The sequence below is a fragment of the Streptomyces sp. NPDC005962 genome (assembly GCF_040629205.1).
Classification (GTDB): domain Bacteria; phylum Actinomycetota; class Actinomycetes; order Streptomycetales; family Streptomycetaceae; genus Streptomyces.
Genome location: NZ_JBEXVE010000021.1, coordinates 42268 through 58614 on the forward strand (window position 1 = coordinate 42268; position 16347 = coordinate 58614).

15 protein-coding genes and 1 pseudogene are annotated in these 16347 nt (G+C 74.1%); 10 read left to right on the forward strand and 6 right to left on the reverse strand.

Annotated features, from left to right (window positions below; translation table 11 throughout):
- Window positions 1-75 precede the first annotated feature (75 nt).
- The 3 genes and pseudogenes from ABZ370_RS29280 to ABZ370_RS29290 all read left to right on the forward strand — a co-directional run.
- On the forward strand, window positions 76-795 hold the full coding sequence (locus tag ABZ370_RS29280; protein WP_358626509.1) for a 3'-5' exonuclease: 720 nt from the start codon (window positions 76-78) through the stop codon (window positions 793-795).
- 81 nt (window positions 796-876) lie between these two features.
- Window positions 877-1467, forward strand: coding sequence for a TIGR03086 family metal-binding protein (locus ABZ370_RS29285; protein WP_358626511.1), 591 nt, complete (start codon window positions 877-879; stop codon window positions 1465-1467).
- A gap of 70 nt (window positions 1468-1537) precedes the next feature.
- Window positions 1538-1618 (forward strand): annotated as a pseudogene (locus ABZ370_RS29290) (TIGR03086 family protein); the annotation flags it as partial.
- 560 nt (window positions 1619-2178) lie between these two features.
- Here ABZ370_RS29290 and ABZ370_RS29295 read toward each other — a convergent pair.
- The 6 genes from ABZ370_RS29295 to ABZ370_RS29320 form a co-directional block, all read right to left on the reverse strand.
- Window positions 2179-3129, reverse strand: a complete 951-nt coding sequence (locus ABZ370_RS29295) for an aminoglycoside phosphotransferase family protein (RefSeq protein ID WP_358626513.1) — start codon at window positions 3127-3129, stop codon at window positions 2179-2181.
- A gap of 42 nt (window positions 3130-3171) precedes the next feature.
- Window positions 3172-4401 (reverse strand): FAD-dependent oxidoreductase, encoded by a 1230-nt coding sequence (locus ABZ370_RS29300; RefSeq protein ID WP_358626515.1) that lies wholly within the window; start codon window positions 4399-4401, stop codon window positions 3172-3174.
- The gene (locus tag ABZ370_RS29305; RefSeq protein ID WP_358626517.1) at window positions 4398-5837 is read right to left on the reverse strand and encodes an FAD-dependent oxidoreductase; all 1440 of its coding nucleotides are present in this window, start codon (window positions 5835-5837) and stop codon (window positions 4398-4400) included. Before ABZ370_RS29305 ends, ABZ370_RS29300 begins: the two co-directional genes overlap by 4 nt.
- Entirely contained in the window at window positions 5834-7927 is a 2094-nt protein-coding gene (locus tag ABZ370_RS29310) for a molybdopterin oxidoreductase family protein (RefSeq protein ID WP_358626519.1), read from the reverse strand. The genes ABZ370_RS29305 and ABZ370_RS29310 overlap by 4 nt, the downstream gene beginning before the upstream one ends.
- Before the next feature lie 99 nt (window positions 7928-8026).
- Window positions 8027-8329: a LuxR C-terminal-related transcriptional regulator gene (locus ABZ370_RS29315; RefSeq protein WP_358626521.1), complete on the reverse strand. Its 303-nt coding sequence runs from the start codon at window positions 8327-8329 to the stop codon at window positions 8027-8029.
- Between the two features lie 136 nt (window positions 8330-8465).
- Window positions 8466-9446: a DMT family transporter gene (locus tag ABZ370_RS29320; protein ID WP_358626523.1), complete on the reverse strand. Its 981-nt coding sequence runs from the start codon at window positions 9444-9446 to the stop codon at window positions 8466-8468.
- A gap of 210 nt (window positions 9447-9656) precedes the next feature.
- Here ABZ370_RS29320 and ABZ370_RS29325 point away from each other — a divergent pair, with 210 nt between their 5' ends.
- The 7 genes from ABZ370_RS29325 (at window position 9657) to ABZ370_RS29355 (ending at window position 16331) form a co-directional block, all read left to right on the forward strand.
- The gene (locus ABZ370_RS29325; RefSeq protein WP_358626525.1) at window positions 9657-11201 is read left to right on the forward strand and encodes an amino acid adenylation domain-containing protein; all 1545 of its coding nucleotides are present in this window, start codon (window positions 9657-9659) and stop codon (window positions 11199-11201) included.
- Window positions 11198-11461 (forward strand): phosphopantetheine-binding protein, encoded by a 264-nt coding sequence (locus ABZ370_RS29330; RefSeq protein WP_358626527.1) that lies wholly within the window; start codon window positions 11198-11200, stop codon window positions 11459-11461. Before ABZ370_RS29325 ends, ABZ370_RS29330 begins: the two co-directional genes overlap by 4 nt.
- 30 nt (window positions 11462-11491) lie before the next feature.
- Window positions 11492-12451: a chlorinating enzyme gene (locus ABZ370_RS29335; RefSeq protein ID WP_358626529.1), complete on the forward strand. Its 960-nt coding sequence runs from the start codon at window positions 11492-11494 to the stop codon at window positions 12449-12451.
- An 87-nt stretch (window positions 12452-12538) separates the two neighbouring features.
- Entirely contained in the window at window positions 12539-13270 is a 732-nt protein-coding gene (locus tag ABZ370_RS29340) for an alpha/beta fold hydrolase (protein ID WP_358626531.1), read from the forward strand.
- 24 nt (window positions 13271-13294) lie between these two features.
- Window positions 13295-14191 (forward strand): sugar ABC transporter permease, encoded by an 897-nt coding sequence (locus tag ABZ370_RS29345; protein WP_358626533.1) that lies wholly within the window; start codon window positions 13295-13297, stop codon window positions 14189-14191.
- The gene (locus ABZ370_RS29350) at window positions 14188-15042 is read left to right on the forward strand and encodes a carbohydrate ABC transporter permease (protein ID WP_358626535.1); all 855 of its coding nucleotides are present in this window, start codon (window positions 14188-14190) and stop codon (window positions 15040-15042) included. Before ABZ370_RS29345 ends, ABZ370_RS29350 begins: the two co-directional genes overlap by 4 nt.
- Complete coding sequence (locus ABZ370_RS29355) at window positions 15042-16331, forward strand: extracellular solute-binding protein (RefSeq protein WP_358626537.1); 1290 nt, start codon at window positions 15042-15044, stop codon at window positions 16329-16331. The genes ABZ370_RS29350 and ABZ370_RS29355 overlap by 1 nt, the downstream gene beginning before the upstream one ends.
- Window positions 16332-16347: the final 16 nt, after the last annotated feature.

Sequence of the window (16347 nt, forward strand, 5' to 3'; positions counted from 1 at the left end):
CCGGCGTCCGTTGTCAGTGGCGCGTGCGAAGGTGGCGACACCTGGGGGAAGCACAACAAAGGGAGGGCAACCGCCATGGGCTGGCACAGGGAGCTGCTGATCGGGTTCGATCTGGAGACCACGGGCACGGACCCGCACACGGCACGGATCGTGACGGCCGCGGTGGTCGAGGTGCGCGGCGGGGAACCGATCGGGCGGCACGAATGGCTGGCCGCGCCGGAAATTCCCATTCCGGACGACGCGGTGGCCGTGCACGGGATCACCAACGAGCGGGCGGCGGCGGGCCGGCCCATACGCGAGGTGGCGGACGAGATCGCGGACGTGCTGGTGGCGCACTGGCGCACGGGCGCGCCGGTGGTGGCGTACAACGCGGCGTTCGATCTGAGCCTGCTCGCTGCCGAGTTGGACCGCCACGGGCTGCGTTCGCTGAGCGAGCGGCTGGGCGGCACGCAGACCGGCCCGGTCGTCGATCCGTACACGATAGACCGCGCCGTCGACCGCTACCGCAAGGGCAAGCGCACGCTGGAGGCGGTCTGCGGGGAGTACGGCGTGGCGCACGAGCGCGCCCACGAGGCCGGGGCGGACGCCCTCGCCGCGGTGCGCGTCGCCTGCGCGCTCGCCGAGCGCCACGGGCAGGTCGCCGGGCTCGACCTGTGGGAGCTGCACCACAAGCAGGTCGGGTGGTACGCCCACTGGGCCGCCGACTTCCAGTCCTGGCTGCGCCGCAAGGGCACCCCGGACGCGGTCGTGGACGGCAGCTGGCCGCTGCACGAGGCGCGGGCGGCGGTGGGGTAGCCCCGGGGGCACCGATGAGTTTTCGGCGCCCGGCCGGTCCGTACAGCTGAGAGGGAGCGAACCGAAGAAGGAGAGTAAGCGATGACCGACCAGACGGATCAGACCGGCCGGATCGACCTCGGCCCCGCGGTCGACCGGGTGACGGCGCTGCTCGGCGGCGTCTCGGACGAGCAGCTCGGGGCGCCCACGCCCTGCCCGGCCTACTCCGTGGGCGATCTGCTCGACCACTTCATGGGGCTGGCCATCGGCATGCGCTGGGCCGCCGAGAAGCACTCCGGCACGAATCCCGGACCGGGGCAGGCCGAGCGGCTGGCCCCCGGCTGGCGCGATGAGCTGCCCCGCCGCCTGGAGGCGCTGGCCGCCGCATGGCGGGACCCGGCCGCCTGGCAGGGCAGCACCGAGGCCGGTGGCGTCACCCTGCCCGCCGAGGTGATGGGCGTCGTCGCGCTGGACGAGCTGGTGATCCACGGCTGGGACCTGGCCCGCGCCACGGGGCAGCCCTACGACTGCGCTCCGGGCTGCGCCGAGGCGATCGCCGGGTGGCTGTCGTCGTTCCCGGACGAGCAGCGGCAGGGTGGGATCTTCGGAGCCGCCGTCGCCGTGCCGGAGGGCGCGTCCGCGTTGGACCGTGCCGTGGGGCTGAGCGGTCGTGACCCCGGGTGGTCGCCGTGACGGGGGTGTGTCTGGCGGGACCTCGCCGCGCTTCCGGGGGTCTGGCGGCAGGGGGGATCTTCGACCGCGCGTGGTGGCTGTGCCGGAGGGTGCGTCCGTGCTGGACCGTGCCGTGGGGCTGAGCGGCCGGGACCCGGGGTGGTCGCCGTGACGGGGGTGTGTCTCGCGGGACCACGGCGCGCTTCCGGGGTCTGGCGGCAGGGGGGATCTTCGACCGCGCGTGGTGGCTGTGCCGGAGGGCGCGTCCGCGTTGGACCGTGCCGTGGGGCTGAGCGGTCGCGATCCCGTGTGGGCGCGGTGACGAGGGCGTGTCTGGCGGGCCACGGCGCGCTCGCGGTCTGCACGGCGCGCTCCTGGCGTCTGTACGGTGCGCTTCCGGGGTCCGCACGGCGCCGCCCGGCGTCCGCATGTGGCGCGGTTCGCGGGGCGTGGTCCCTCCCATCGCTCGGCACGGCGTCTCGCGGCGTCGCGCTCCGCGCCTCCCTCCGGCTGCACCGGCGCCGAGGACGGGCTCGTGCGCCGTTGCGACGCGCTTCGTCGCGGCCGGTTCGTTGACGGTGGCGGGCAGTTGGTAGCGCGGGGTGATCTCCGGTTCCTGGGGCGCGTCGGCCGCCGCGCGGCCCGTGGCGGCTGGTGCGACGGCGATGGCGGGCTTCCGGTTTGGCGCCGTGCGGTGCTCCGCGAGTGGTGCCACGGGGCAGCCCTGGCCGCTCAGAAGGCGTACCAGCGCACCGCCGCGTCGCCCTCCCGCAGGGAGCCGACGCGGCGGCGGAACTCGGTCAGTGCCGCCGGGTTGCCCGGTGCGTGCTGGGCCACCCACGCACAGCTGGCCGTCTCCCGCGCGCCCCGCAGCACCGCGCACCCCGGCCACTCCCGCACATCCCACCCGTACGCCGCGCCGAACTCGTCGTATGCCGCCGCGCCGAGCCCGTAGCGGTCCCGGGACAGGGCCATCACGACGAGATCGTGCTCGCGCAGATCGGTGGCGAACGTCTCCAGGTCGACCAGGACCGGACCGTCCGGCCCGATGTGCACATTGCGCGGCAGCGCGTCGCCGTGGATCGGGCCGGGCGCCAGGTGCGGGGTCAGCGCGGCCACGGCCGCAGCGAAGTCGTCCCGGCGGGCGCGCAGATACGCGGCGTCCGCCGGATCGATCGCGTCGCCGGCCAGCCGCAGCCAGCGTTCGACGCCGCCCAGCAGGTCGCGGCGCGGCAGTACGAGGTCCGGCGGCGCCTCCGGCAGCGCGTGCACCCGCCGCAGCAGCGCGGCGAGGTCGCGCGGCCCGGCGGGGCGCTCGGGTGGCGGGAGCTGCTGCCAGTAGGTGACCAGGTGGCCGTCGTACGCGAGCGGCTGCTCCGGGCCGAAACGGCGGTCCGGACGCACCGCGGGCACCCCCTCCCGGGCCAGCCAGTCGGCGACCCGCAACTCCCGCGCGGCCCGCTCCCGTACGCCGAGGTCGCGGCTGACGCGGACCACCAGGGAGAGACGGTCGACGGCGAAGACCGCGTTCTCGCCGAGCGCCAGCAGCCGGGCCCCGGCGGCGTCGCCCGTGCCGCCCGTCCCGCCGGGGCCGCCCGTGCCGCCCGTCCCGCCCGTCCCGTGCGGCAGCGCGGCGGCGAGCACCGCCCGCGCCCGCTCCTCCGTGAACCCCGCGTCCGCCACGCCGTACCTCTCCCATCCCGCTGCCGTCCCGGACGGCCCAGTCTAGAAAGCGGCCGCCGTGCCGAGCAGCAGCTGTTCGGGTCCGGCGGGCAGTTCGCGGCCCAGCAGGGAGTGCAGGAGCGGATAGGCGGTGGTGTCGCCCGCCAGGACGCCGCCGAGCAGGGTGCGGGCGTCGTCGGTGAGGACGAGCTTGGCGTAGCTGCCCGCCCGGTGGCGGTGGCGGATGAATTCGAGCGCGCCGGGCGTCTCGGCGTGGCAGTCGCCGAAGCTGGCGACGTCGACGCCGAGCAGTTTGAGCCGGGTGGAGGTGTCGGCCCCGGCGAAGGGCCGCGCCGCGAGGCCGAGAAGCTGCGCGGCGACGCATTCGGCCATGCGGTAGCCGGGGGCGACGAGCCCGTAGCAGCGGCCGTCGACGGCGGCGCATTCGCCGACCGCCCAGATCCGGGGGTCGGCCGTGCGGCAGTGGTCGTCGACGAGGATGCCGCCGCGCGGTCCGCGGGCGAGACCGGACGGTTCGGCCAGGTCGTCGCGGGGGCGTACGCCGGTCGCGAAGACGACGAGGACCGCGTCCAGGCGGGTGCGGTCGTCGAGGGTCACCGAGCGGACCCGCCCGTCGGGGCCGGGGTCGACGGACCGGGTGATGGTTCCGCAGTGGGGGCGCACCCCGAGCTTGCCGACGAGGTGGGCGAGGACCTGCCCGGCTCCGGCGTCGATCTGGAGCGGCAGCAGATGCGCGGCGGTCTCCACCACGTGCGACCGCATGCCCAGCAGCCGCAGCGCGTTGGCCGCTTCGAGGCCGAGGAGCCCGCCGCCGATGACGACGCCCGCCCGGCCGGGGACCGCCGCCGCCCGGATCGCCTCGACGTCCTCGATGGTCCGGTACCGGAAGCAGCCTCGCAGGTCGCGGCCCGCGATCGGCGGGACGAAGGGCCGGGAGCCGGTGGCCAGGACCAGCGCGTCGTAGCCCGTCGCGGTGCCGTCGGCGCTGGTGACGGTGCGCGCGCGGCGGTCGACGGCGACGGCGGTGGTGTTCAGCCGTATGTCGGCCAGAGGGTCGGCGAGGAGCTCCGGGCCGGTCAGGTCGAGCGCCCCGGCGTCCCCGCCCTCCCCGGCCTCCAGATGGGAGGAGAGCGAGATCCGGTCGTAGGCGGGCCGCGGTTCCTCGGCGAGGACGACGATGCGCCACCGGCCGTCCGGGTCCCGGTCCCGGACGCGCTCCACCAGCCAGTGGCCGACCATGCCATGGCCGACGACGACGAGGGTGCGGCTCACCGGACCGTCTTCGCTACGACCGTCTCCGCCACGGACGCCTCCGCCATAGACGTCCCGGGGCGCCGCGCGGCGGTGTGCAGGGCGGCGCACAGATCGCGGACGGCGCCCGTGCAGCCGCCGCACCCGGTGGTCGCGCGGGTGGCCGCGGCGAGCGCGGCCGCGTCCCGGGCGCCGCCGCGCCAGCTGTCGGCGAGGGTGCGCCGGGTGACGTTGTTGCAGTGGCAGACGACCGCGTCGTCCGGCAGCTCCACCGGTCCGCGCCGCCCGGCCGTGGTGCCGAGCAGGAACGCCAGCCGGTCCGAGGGCACCGGCCGCCCCTGGTCGCACAGGGCGCCCAGGGCGGCGATGGCCTGCGGATATCCCACCAGGACGGCGCCGACGAGCCGTTGGCCGCGCAGCGCCAGCCGGGCGTAGCCACCGCGTGCGGGGTCTTGGAGGGACACCGTCTCCTCGGCGTCGTCGGCCGCTCCGGGCGGGCCGTACGCCGCGACGTCCAGCCCGGGCGCCTTCAGCCGGATCACGGGCGCGCACGCGCGGGGGCGGGTCCGGACGCCGCAGAGCAGCGCCGCGAGGCGTTCCGCCTGGTGCCAGGCGGTGGCGGCGAGCCCGGGGACCGTGCCGTCCTCCTCGGCGCAGTCCCCGATGGCGTGGATGTGCGGATCGTCGGTGGTCAGGGCATCGTCGACCACCACGCCGGTACGGACGGCGAGCCCGGCGGCGCGGGCCGTCCGGGTGTCGGGGCGGACACCGGCGCACACCACCACGGTGTCGGCGCCGATGGCCTGGCCGCGGTCGAGGGTGAGGGTGCCGGGGGCGTACGCGACCGCCTGCCGGGACAGTTCCAGCCGTATGCCGTGGTCGCGCAGCCCGCGGGCGAGGACCGCCCCGGCCGCGGCGTCGAGCTGACGGTTCATCGGGTACGGGCGAGGGTGCGTCAGCGTGACGCGGGCGCCGCCGCGCCGCAGCGCGAGCGCCGTCTCGACCCCGAGCACCCCGGCGCCGACCACCGCCACCCGGCCGCCGGTGACGCGTCGGCAGTCGGCGAGGGTACGCAGCGGGGTGACGCCGTCGGCGAGACGGCCGCGCGCGGTCAGCAGGCCGGGGACGGCGGGTATCCGGGGCCGGGCGCCGGTCGCGAGCACCAGGTGGTCGTAGCGGTGGCTGCTGCCGTCGGAGGTGTGCACCAGGCGGTGTCGCCGGTCGATGCCCACCGCCCGGGTGCCGAGCCGCACCACGGTGCCGTCCGGCGGACCTGGCAGGGTCAGGGCGTGGGCCGGGAGCGTGCCGTCGAGCACCGAGGGGAGCAGCACCCGGTGGTATGCGGCCACCGGCTCCGCCCCCAGGACGGTGACGGTGCCCCGGTGGCCGTGGTGGTGCAGCCGGTCCACGAGGCGGTGGGCGGCGATGCCGTTGCCCACGACGACGACGGCGCTCACGCGGTGGCCGTCCAGGGCTCGATGCGGACCGCGCAGACCTTGAACTCGGGCATGAGGCTCTCCGGGTCGAGGGCGGTACTGGTGATGAGGTTGGCCCGGCCGTCCGCGCCGAAGTGGAACGGCAGGAAGACGGTGTCGGCGCGCAGGGTCTCCACCAGCCGGACCCGGGCGACGGCCGCGCCTCGGGCCGAGCAGATCCGCGCCAGATCGCCGTCCGCGAGCCCGGCCCGCCCGGCGGTGTCCGGATGCACTTCGAGATACGACTCCGGCTCGGCCGCCAGCAGTTCGGGCACCCGCCGGGTCTGGGCGCCGGACTGGTAGTGCGCCGGTGCCCGGCCGGTCGTGGCGTACAGGGGGAAGCGGTCGTCGGGGAGTTCGGCGGCGTCCCGGTGGTCGACCGGGCGGAACCGGGCCCGGCCGTCGGGGTGGGCGAAGCGGTCGAGGAAGAGCCGGGGCGTGCCCGGGTGCGGCGGGTGCCCGGGCGGGGTGGCGGGGCAGGGCCAGTGCAGGGCCTCACCGGCGTCCAGCCGCTCGTAGCTGATGCCGGAGTAGTCGGCCCGGCCGCCCCGGGTGGCGCGGCGCAGCTCCTCGAACACCTCGCGCGGTACGGCGGGGAACCGTTCCGGCGGCTGGCCGAGCCGGATCGCGAGCCCGCGCAGCACGTCCAGATCGCCGCGCACCCCCGGCGGGGGCCCGGAGAGCGGGCGGCGGCGCAGCACCCGGCCCTCCAGACTGGTCATGGTGCCCTCCTCCTCGGCCCACTGCGTCACCGGCAGCACCACATCGGCCAGGAGCGCCGTCTCGGAGGGCATGAAGTCGGCCACCACCAGCAGGTCCAGCGCGGCCAGCCGCTCGGTGATGTGCGCGGCGTGCGGCGCGGACACGGCCGGGTTGGAGCCGAACACCAGCAGCGCGCGCGGTCCGCCGGGACGGCCGAGGGAGTCCAGCAGCTCATACGCGCCCGGCCCGGGGCCGGGCAGCTCCCCCGGCGGTACGCCCCAGACGGCGGCCACGGCGGCGCGCGCCCCGGGGTCGGCGATCGACCGGTAGCCGGGCAGCTGGTCGGCCTTCTGGCCCATCTCCCGGCCGCCCTGCCCGTTGCCCTGCCCGGTGAGGCAGCCGTAGCCGCTGCCCACCCGGCCGGGCAGGCCGAGCGCGAGCGCCAGGTTGATGAAGGCCGCCACCGTGTCGGTGCCCTTGCTGTGCTGTTCGGCGCCGCGCCCGGTGAGGACGTACGCCCGCCGGGCGCCGCCGAGCATCCGTACCGCCTCGCGCTGGGCGGCCACCGGCACCCCGGTGACCCGTTCGACGCGCTCCGGCCACCACGCCACCGCCCGCTGCCACGCGGCGTCGAACCCGGCGGTGCGCCGGTGCAGATAGCCCTCGTCCACCCGGCCCTCGGTGACGACGAGATGGAGCAGGCCGAGGGCGAGCGCCAGATCGGTCCCGGGCTGCGGCTGGAGGTGGAGGGCGGCCGCCCCGGCGGTCCTCGTCCGGCGCGGATCGATGACGATCAGCCGGGCGCGGGACAGGTGGCGCATCAGCGGCGGCATCGTCTCGGCCGGGTTCGCCCCGGCCAGCAGGACCACCTCGGCATCGTCGAGGTCGGCCACTGGGAACGGCAGCCCTCGGTCGAGGCCGAAGGCGGCGTTCCCGGCGGCCGCCGCGGAGGACATGCAGAACCGGCCGTTGTAGTCGATGCGGCTGGTGCCCAGCGCCACCCGGGCGAACTTGCCCAGCAGATACGCCTTCTCGTTCGTCAGCCCGCCGCCGCCGAACACCGCCACCGCGTCCGGGCCGTGCGCGTCCCGAATCCGGCGCAGCCGGTCCGCGACGGTGTCCAGCGCCCGGCGCCAGCCCGCCGGTTCCGGCGCCCCGGTGGCGCCGCGGACCAGCGGGGAGCGGAGCCGCACCGGGGAGTCGAGGAGGGCGGGGGCGGTCCACCCCTTCTGGCACAGCCCGCCCCGGTTGACGGGGAAGTCGGAGGGCCGTACGGCCACCGTGGCGCCCTCGTGGTCCAGCCAGGTGCCGCACTGGAGGGCGCAGTACGGGCAGTGGGTCGCCACGGCCGACGACGAGGACGCCACCATGAGTCTCCCCGGCCTCCCCTCGCAGCTGAACACGGTTCACCGTCATCAGTGGTGCTGATGGTGCTGAAGGTCGTGCCGTGGTGCGGTGGTGCGGACCGGTCACATGGTGGTGCGCAGCGATTCGATCCAGGCGTACGAGACCAGGCCCGCCTGCAGCCTGGACTCCACATGCAGCTTGGTCAGGATCTGCGCCACATGCGCTTTGACCGTACGTTCGGTGACGGCGAGCCGGGAGGCGATGGACCGGTTGGACTCCCCGTCACCGAGCAGGCGGAACACGTCGAATTCGCGATTCGAAAGCGCGGGCACCCGGTCCAGCTCTTCCTGCCAGGTCCGGCGGGCGCTGGGTGCCAGGGGTGCTTTCCTGTGGACCAGACCGATCAGGCTTCCCTCTGTAGCCATGTATCTCCCTCTCCCGAGAACGCGGATCGCGGGGTCCGGGTAATAGGTGAATTCACGTCAGACATAGGGGCCTCGGCAGTATACGGAGGCACTGATGGCACAGGTGTGCGGACGGGCCGCAATGGCGCATTCTCGCTCAGCGGAGCCGTTCGCGGTCCGCCGCGTCCGCGCCCGACACCGCCCCGGCCGGTTCCCCCGGCTTCGCCCGCACCCGGCCCTGGGTGACCGCCAGCACCGCGCCCGCCAGCAGTACCACCGCGCCGATGGCCTGGACCGTGCCGAAGGACTCGCCCAGGAAGACGGAGGAGCACAGGGTGCCGACCATGGGCACCATGAACATCATGATCGAGGCGGAGGCCGGGCCCACCGCCCCGACGCCCCGGTAGTAGAAGAGGTTCGCCACGGCCGTCGGGCCGATTGCCACGAACACCGCGTTGAGCCAGGTGGTCGCGGACACCGCGCCCCAGTCCGCGTCCATCGCGGAGGGCACGCTGTAGAGCCCCAGCAGGATGGCGCCGCAGCTCATCGCGTACGCCGTGGCCCGCAGCGGTTCGATCCCGGCGAGCACCCGGGGGCCGAGCAGGGTGAACGCCGCCCAGCAGCCCGCGCTCAGCAGGAACAGCACATCGCCGAGGAACCGGTCACCGCCCGCGCCCGCGTCGGTCCGCGCGCCGATCAGGAAGATCACGGCACCGGTGAGCCCCAGCGCCAGCCCCGCCACCCGCCCGCCCGACGCCCGCTCCTTGCGGGTGACCAGCAGGAATCCGGTGGTCAGCACGGGGCTCATGACCGGGATGATGACGGTGCTGTCCATCGCCGGGGCCAGCGAAAGCCCCCAGAAGAACAGCAGGTTGTACAGGAACACGCCGAGCACCCCCGCCCCGGCCGCCCGCCCCACGTCCCGCCGGGAGGTGGGGCGCCGGGAGGGGACGAAGCGCAGCGCGACGAGCAGGACCAGCGCCCCGCCGCCGAAGCGCAGCAGGGCGGCCACGGCGTGCGGCAGATGGTCGACGACCACCTTCGAACTGCTGAAGCCGCTGCCCCACAAGACCATCGTGGTCGTCAGTAAGAGATAGGGGCTGGTGCCCCCTCCGGTCCACTGCTGCTTCCGCCGCATGTGCTTCCCCCTTGCGGATGGTGCTGTGCTGGTGTGGCCGGGCCACAGAGTCCGGTGTGGCCGGGCCACAGAGTAATGGGCCGGTGTCGGGCCCATGCCCCAGCCTCGCCGACGGCACTTGAGTCCGCCTGTACCAAGGTTCAATTGAGGCGCCCGGCCGCCCGCGGTGACAGTGATGTGCACCGACGGCCGCGAGAAGGGTTCCCCGAAATGCTGCCGCATTCCGATCTCGTGAGCCTCTTCCGGGAGGTCGCCACGGCGGCACCCGAGCGGACGGCGCTGTCCGCCGAGGACGACCGTCTCTCCTACCGGCGGCTCGACGCCTGGTCGGACGCGGTGGCCCGGGCCCTGTGCGCCCAGGGGGTCCGGCCCGGGGACCGGGTGGCCTTGCGCATGCCGCCGGGGGCCGAGGCGATCGCCGCGATCCTGGCCGTCCTCAAGTGCGGTGCCGCGTATGTCCCGGTGGACCTGCGCAACCCGGCCTCCCGGAGCGGCTTCATCCTCGCCGACAGCGGGGCGAGCGCGCTGATCGGCGAGCCCTTCGAGGGATGCGCGGTCACCGGCGTGGTCGGCACCGCGGCCGTGGCGGAGTGCCGGGACGCGCGGCCGGAGCCCATGACCGGGAGCGGGCGCCCGCGCGCCGAGGACCTGGCGTACGTCATCTACACCTCCGGGACCACCGGCGATCCGAAGGGCGTGCCGATACGCCACGCCCAGGTGTCGGCCCTGCTCTCCGGCGCCCGGTCGGTGTTCGACTTCTCGGAGGACGACCGCTGGCTGCTGTTCCACTCGCTGTCGTTCGACTTCTCGGTGTGGGAGATCTGGGGGGCGTTCTCCACCGGCGCGGAACTGGTCGTGCTGCCGCACTGGTCGGCCCGTACGCCCGAGCGGTATCTGACGGTCGTCCTCGACCGGGGCGTCACCGTCATCAACCAGACCCCCACCGCGTTCTGCGCGCTCACCGAGGCGGCCGTGCGCGGCGGACGGGACCTCACCGGGCTGCGCTACGTCATCTTTGGCGGCGAGAAGCTCACCGCGCCCATGCTGCGGCCCTGGGCCACGGCGTTCGGGCTGGACCGGCCGCGGCTGGTCAACGGCTACGGGATCACCGAGACCACGGTGTTCACCACCTTCGAGGAGATCGGCGAGGCCTACCTGACGCAGGACGCCTCGGTCATCGGGCGCGCGCTGCCGTCGTTCCGTACCCGGGTCGTCGGCGACGACGGACGGGACGTGGTGCCGGGGGAGACCGGCGAACTGTGGCTCGCCGGTGCCCAGCTGGCCGACGGCTACCTCGGCCGCCCGGAGCTGACGGCGGAGAAGTTCCCGGTGGTGACGGACGAGGAGACCGGCGAGCCCGTCCGCTACTACCGCTCCGGGGACCTGGTCAGCGAGCTGCCGGACGGCCGGTTCGCCTACGAGGGCCGCGCCGACCTCCAGGTGAAGCTGCGCGGCTACCGCATCGAGCCGACCGACATCGAGACCGCCGTGCGCCGCCACGACGATGTCGTCGACGCGGTCGTCACCGTGCGCGAGTTCAAGCCCGGCGACCTGCGGCTGGTCTGCGCCTACGTGGCCCGCGAGGGGAGCACGGCCACCGCGCGGGAGCTGCGGGACCACCTCAAGACCCGGCTACCGGCCTATATGCACCCGGCGCGCTATCTGCGCCTGCCGGTGCTGCCCCGCACCGTCAACGGAAAAGTCGACCGGGCGGCCGTCGCCCGGTCCTGGGAGGAAGAGGTGGCACGTTCATGACGGGACAACAGAACGCTGCGGCACAGGACGGGCACCCCGACGCCCTGGCCGTCACCTGGGTGGGTGAGGTGCTGGAGGAGTCCGACCTGTCGGCCCAGGACAACTTCCTCGACCTCGGCGGCCACTCCGTCCTGGCCCTGGAGCTGAACGAGCGGGTCAGGGAGGAGCTCGGCGTCGAGCTGGACATGCAGATCCTCTTCGAGCGCAGCATCGGCGAGGCCGTCGCCGACGCCGTCACCCGCGCCCGGAGCGCCCAGTAGAGACCCTCAAGCAGAGGAAGGAGCGTTGCCATGACCTCCGCGAGCGAGCAAGCCGACTTCACCTTCAGCGCCGAAGAGGTGGCCCGGTTCGAACGGGACGGCTACATCGGCCCGGTCAAGGTCTTCGAGCCCGAGGAGATGACCCGCCGCTGGAACACCGTCCGGCGCCAGCTCCTGGACCGCTCCCTGGCCATCTACCCGGACAGCACGGGCAAGGCCAACATCTCCAACTACGACCGCCACCTCGACATCGACCTGCTGTCCGAGCACGTCACGCGGCCCGAGATCGTCGACCGCGTCGCCTCCCTCATCGGCCCCGACCTGCTCTGCTGGCGCAGCGAGTTCTTCCCCAAGTACCACGGCGACGAGGGCACCGACTGGCACCAGGCCGCCACCTTCGCCCACGCGACCGGCAAGCCGCAGATCATCTGGCCGTCCGACGAGGGCCGCCCCGCCTTCATCGGCACCATCACGGTGTGGACCGCGTTCACCCACTCCACCGAGCAGAACGGCTGCCTCCAGCTGATGCCGGGCACCCACACGTCGATGAACTACGACGAGTCCAAGGGCATGGACTACGACGCGGACGCCATCAACCGGCGCGAGAAGGACGGCATCAAGCGCGGCTTCTTCGGCTACGACTACCGGTCCCTCCAGAAGGACCCCCACTGGAAGCCGGACGAGTCGCAGGCGTACCCGATGGTCCTCAAGCCGGGCGAGGCAGTCATCTTCTGGTCGAACACCATGCACGCCTCGCTCCCCCACACCGGCGGCAAGACCGACTACCGCATGGGCTTCGCCGCCCGCTACGTGCCCACTCAGGTGCGGGTCTACCCCGGCACCGAGAACCTGAGGGAGTACGGCGACGGCATCAACCTCGAACACTACGGCGCGGTCCTCGCCTCCGGTGTGGACACGTACGGGCACAACCGGTTGGCCCGCACGAGCCGGCGCGGCTACGCGTTCGTACCGCGCGAGGTCCCCAGCTGACCGGCCGCGGACCCCATCTGGCACCACTCCGCGCGCCCGGCGGCGGGGCGGCCGCGTGCCGCCCCGCCGTGCCCCGAGGAGGCACATATGACGCCCCGTCCCCTCATCATGCTGCACCACGCGGGCGGCTCGGCCGCCGTCTTCGAGCGGCTCGCCGAGGCCCTGCCGGACGGCATCCTGCCCCTGCCGCTGGAGCTGCCCGGGCGGGGCAGGCGGTGGCGCGAGGCGCCCGTCACCACCATCGAGGACGCCGTCGGCGACCTGGAGCGGGCGGTCGCCGGACTGCGGGGCGAGATCGCCGTCTTCGGCCACAGCGTGGGTGCCTACCTTGGGCTGTGCCTGGCGGCCCGGCTGGCGGAGTCCGGCGGGGCGCGCTGCTCGACCCTGTTCGTCTCCGCCAACGCGGGTCCGGTGAGCGCCGAACTTCCCTGTGCGGGCTCGCTGTCGCTCACCACCGACGAGGAGATCCTCGCCATCGCCGAGCGGTCCGGGGGCACGATCTCCCCGCAGATCCGCGCGCACCCCGTGCTGCGGGAGCGCACCGCGGCGCTGCTGCGCGCCGACTTCTCGCTCGGCGACTCGTTTCTGCGCGAGCGCCGGGCCACCACCGTGGGCGCCGGTCTCGTGGTGTGCTGCGGCACCGAGGACGTCTTCACCGACGCCCAGCTGGACAGCTGGCGGCACAGCACGACCGGGGCCACGGAGGTCACGCCCCGCCTCCCCGGCGGCCACTTCTACCTCGAACAGCCCGCCCAGGCGGCGGCGTTGGCCGGGGTGGTGACCCGTACGCTGCTGGGTTCGGCCGACCGGACTCCTTGACGGGGCCCGCACCCCGTCCGCACGATGACCTGCGTGACAGCCACGACCGCGACGGCGCGGTCCGACAAGCCTCCGGCCCGCGGCGCGTGGTTCCTGGTCCTGCCCGCGCTGCTGCCGATCCTGCTGCTCAGCGTCGGTCCGCTGCTGTACGGGATCGCGCTGGCCTTCACCGACGCCCAGTCCGGCCGCACCGAGCCGACGCAGTGGACCGGGCTGCTCAACTTCCAGGACCTGGCCCGGGACACGCTCTTCTGGGACTCGTTCCGGATCGGCCTGGTGTGGGCGGTCGCGGTGACCGTTCCGCAGTTCGTGCTGGCGCTCGGGCTGGCGCTGCTGCTGGTGCAGAACCTCCGCTTCCGCTGGCTGGCGCGGTCCCTGGCGATCGTGCCGTGGGCGATGCCCGAGGTCGTCGTCGGCATCATGTGGCGGCTCGTCTACCACCCCGACGCGGGCCTGCTGAACGACATGCTCGGCACCGACCGGGATTGGCTCGGCAGCCTCTCCACCGCGCTGCCCGCCGTGATCGTCGTCGGCATCTGGGCCCGGCTGCCGCAGGTGACGGTCACGCTGCTGGCCGCGCTCGCCAACGTACCGCGAGAGCTGCACGAGGCCGCGGCGATGGACGGCGCGGGCGCCTGGCGGCGCTTTCGCACCGTCACCTGGCCCGCCATCAGACCGGTGGCGCTCGCCATCAGCGCGCTGAGCCTCATCTGGAACATCAACTCCTTCGCGCTGGTCTACGTCCTGACCGGCGGCGGGCCCGGCGGCCGCACCCGGCTGCCGATGCTCTTCGCCTACGAGGAGGCCTTCCGCTACGGGCAGTTCGGGTACGCGGCCGCCATGGGATGCGTGCTGGTCGCGGTCGTCTCCGTGCTGCTCGCCGTCTTCCTCGTCGGACGGCTGAGAGGGGACGACGCGTGAACCGGGCCGCCGTGACGCGCAGACGCCGGGCCGCCCGCGCCGGGCAGTACCTCGCCCTGCTGGGCTATCTCGTCTTCCTCGCGTTCCCGCTGCTGTGGCTGCTGTCCACCGCGTTCAAACCGCCGCGCGAGCTGGCGAGCCCGGACCCCGGCTGGATTCCCGCCCACCCGACCCTCGACAACTTCCGCCAGGCGTTCGACGAGCAGCCGCTGCTGCGCGCGGCCGCCAACAGCCTGACCGCCTCGGTGGCCGCCGCGGCCATCACCGTCGTCATCGCGACCCCGATGGCGTACGTCATGGCCCGGCACCACCGCTCCCCGCTGTCCCGGGCGGCCACCGGCTGGGTCGTGGTCAGCCAGGCGTTCCCGTTCGTCCTGGTGATCATCCCGCTGTTCCTCGTGCTCAAGAACCTGCACCTGATCAACTCCCTGTCCGGGCTGATCATGGTGTACGTGGTGTGGTCGCTGCCGTTCGCCCTGTGGATGCTCGCGGGGTACGTCCGGGCCGTGCCGGGGGAGTTGGAGGAGGCCGCGGCGGTGGACGGGGCGGGGCGGCTGCGCGTCCTGGTCTCCGTCACCATGCCGCTGCTGGCGCCCGGCCTCGTGGCCACCGCCCTGTTCGCCTTCATCACCGCCTGGAACGAGTTCTTCTTCGCGCTGGTGCTGCTCAAGACGCCGGAGAGGCAGACCGTGCCGGTCATCCTCACCCACTTCATCGGCGCGGAGGGCGTCGCCGACCTCGGGCCGCTGGCCGCCGCCTCACTGCTGGCCACCCTTCCCTCGCTCGTCCTGTTCGCCGTCATCCAGCGGCGCATCACCAGCGGCACCCTGGCCGGGGCGGTGAAGTCCTGATGCGCCGCCGTACGCTGCTCACCGGCACGCTGACCGGCGCCGCCGCGGCTCTGGGCGCCGGATGCGCGCCCGCGCGGCGCCGGGCCAGCGGGGGAGCGGCGGTCCTCCGCTTCCAGTCGCTGGCCTGGCAGAAGGAGTCCGTCGAGGCCAACAAGCGGCTGGTGGCGGAGTGGAACGCGGCCCACCCCGGGATCAGGGTGGACTACGTCCAGGGCAGCTGGGACAGCGTCCACGATCAGCTCCTCACCTCCTTCGAGGGCGGCGAGGCGCCCGACATCATCCACGACGCCGCCGACGACCTCGCCGACTTCGCGTACGGCGGTTATCTCGCCGATCTGCGCGGCCTACTGCCGGACCGGCTGAAGGACGCCATCCCGGCCCACAGCTGGGCGACCACCACCTTCGGCGACGGCGACGGCGGCGGCGTTTACGGGGTGCCGTTCCTCCAGGAGCCGCGCGTCATCATCGCCAACCGGACGCTGCTGGAGCGTGCCCGGGTGCGTATCCCGAGCGTGCGCGCCCCCTGGAGCTGGGCGGAGTTCGAGGACGCGGCGCGGGCGCTCACCCGGGGCGGGACGTACGGGGTCGCCTGGCCGCTCAAGGACCCCGTCGCCGCGACGCTCGGCCTCGCCCTCTCCACCGGCGGCCGGGTCTTCCACCGGGGCGCCGACGGCAAGGTCACCGTCCGCTTCGACGCCGCCGACCGGCGCGTCCCGCGCGCCATCGCCCGTACGGCGGCCAAGTCCACGCTCGGCATGGGCGGTTCGGACACCCTCCCCGGCTTCTTCGGCGGCAAGTACGCCATGCTGCCGCTCGGGTTCTCGTACCGTCAGCAGCTCGTCCAGCAGGCCCCCGAGGGCTTCGCCTGGACGGTGCTGCCCGCGCCCGCCGGGCCCGGCGGCGACCAGCGCCAGGGCGTCAGCCCGCAGACCCTGTCCATCGCCCAGGACAGCCCGTACAAGCGGGAGGCCGCCCGCTTCCTCGACTTCTTCCTGCGCCCGCGCAACATGGTGCGGCTCGCACGGGGCGACTGGATGCTGCCCACGGGCACCGGGGCGCTGCGCGACCGGGCGCTGCACACCGCCGAGCACGGCTGGGCGACCGGCACCGCACTGGCCGCCCAACTGCGCCCGGCCCCCGCCCTGTCGGTGCGCGGCTATCCGGAATGGAAGGACAAGGTGGCCACCCCGGCGTTCCAGGAGTACTACAGCGGAGCCATCGGAATGGACGGACTGAGAGAACGGCTGATCGAGGATGGCGGGCTGGTGCTCGCCCGATACCAGCGCTGAGGAGCGCGACCCGGGG

Bases quoted from the DNA above. Each gene is read 5' to 3' on its own strand.
- ABZ370_RS29280 (WP_358626509.1), top strand. From the start codon at position 76: ATGGGCTGGCACAGGGAGCTGCTGATCGGGTTCGATCTGGAGACCACG.
- ABZ370_RS29285 (WP_358626511.1), top strand. From the start codon at position 877: ATGACCGACCAGACGGATCAGACCGGCCGGATCGACCTCGGCCCCGCG.
- ABZ370_RS29310 (WP_358626519.1), bottom strand. From the start codon at position 7,927: ATGGTGGCGTCCTCGTCGTCGGCCGTGGCGACCCACTGCCCGTACTGC.
- ABZ370_RS29315 (WP_358626521.1), bottom strand. From the start codon at position 8,329: ATGGCTACAGAGGGAAGCCTGATCGGTCTGGTCCACAGGAAAGCACCC.
- ABZ370_RS29320 (WP_358626523.1), bottom strand. From the start codon at position 9,446: ATGCGGCGGAAGCAGCAGTGGACCGGAGGGGGCACCAGCCCCTATCTC.
- ABZ370_RS29325 (WP_358626525.1), top strand. From the start codon at position 9,657: ATGCTGCCGCATTCCGATCTCGTGAGCCTCTTCCGGGAGGTCGCCACG.
- ABZ370_RS29330 (WP_358626527.1), top strand. From the start codon at position 11,198: ATGACGGGACAACAGAACGCTGCGGCACAGGACGGGCACCCCGACGCC.
- ABZ370_RS29335 (WP_358626529.1), top strand. From the start codon at position 11,492: ATGACCTCCGCGAGCGAGCAAGCCGACTTCACCTTCAGCGCCGAAGAG.
- ABZ370_RS29340 (WP_358626531.1), top strand. From the start codon at position 12,539: ATGACGCCCCGTCCCCTCATCATGCTGCACCACGCGGGCGGCTCGGCC.
- ABZ370_RS29345 (WP_358626533.1), top strand. From the start codon at position 13,295: ATGACCTGCGTGACAGCCACGACCGCGACGGCGCGGTCCGACAAGCCT.
- ABZ370_RS29355 (WP_358626537.1), top strand. From the start codon at position 15,042: ATGCGCCGCCGTACGCTGCTCACCGGCACGCTGACCGGCGCCGCCGCG.